Consider the following 303-nt stretch of genomic DNA (forward strand, 5'->3'; position numbering starts at 1 on the left):
ATAAGCTCATGCAACTATCACACGAAACGATCTACCGAAGCCTGTATGTACAAGCCCGGGGCGTCCTTAAAAAAGAGCTGATGGAGCATTTGCGCACCCATCGCGTGATGCGACGCGCTAAAAAAGCTACGGGCAGCGGACAAAACCGAGGGGCGATCATCGATGCTGTATCAATCAGCGAACGTCCCGCCGAAGTGGAAGACCGAGCGGTTCCGGGGCACTGGGAAGGTGACTTGATATCGGGCTCGAACAACTCGCATATTGCGACCCTGGTTGAACGCCAATCGCGCTTTGTGATGCTGG

1 protein-coding gene is annotated in these 303 nt (G+C 54.8%); it reads left to right on the forward strand.

The window, feature by feature from the left end; all coding sequences use genetic code 11:
- A partial coding sequence (locus FH08_RS0134345) for an IS30 family transposase (RefSeq protein WP_152602990.1) occupies positions 1-303 on the forward strand: 303 nt, incomplete at both ends.

Source organism: Caballeronia sordidicola (assembly GCF_000729995.1).
Classification (GTDB): domain Bacteria; phylum Pseudomonadota; class Gammaproteobacteria; order Burkholderiales; family Burkholderiaceae; genus Caballeronia; species Caballeronia sordidicola_A.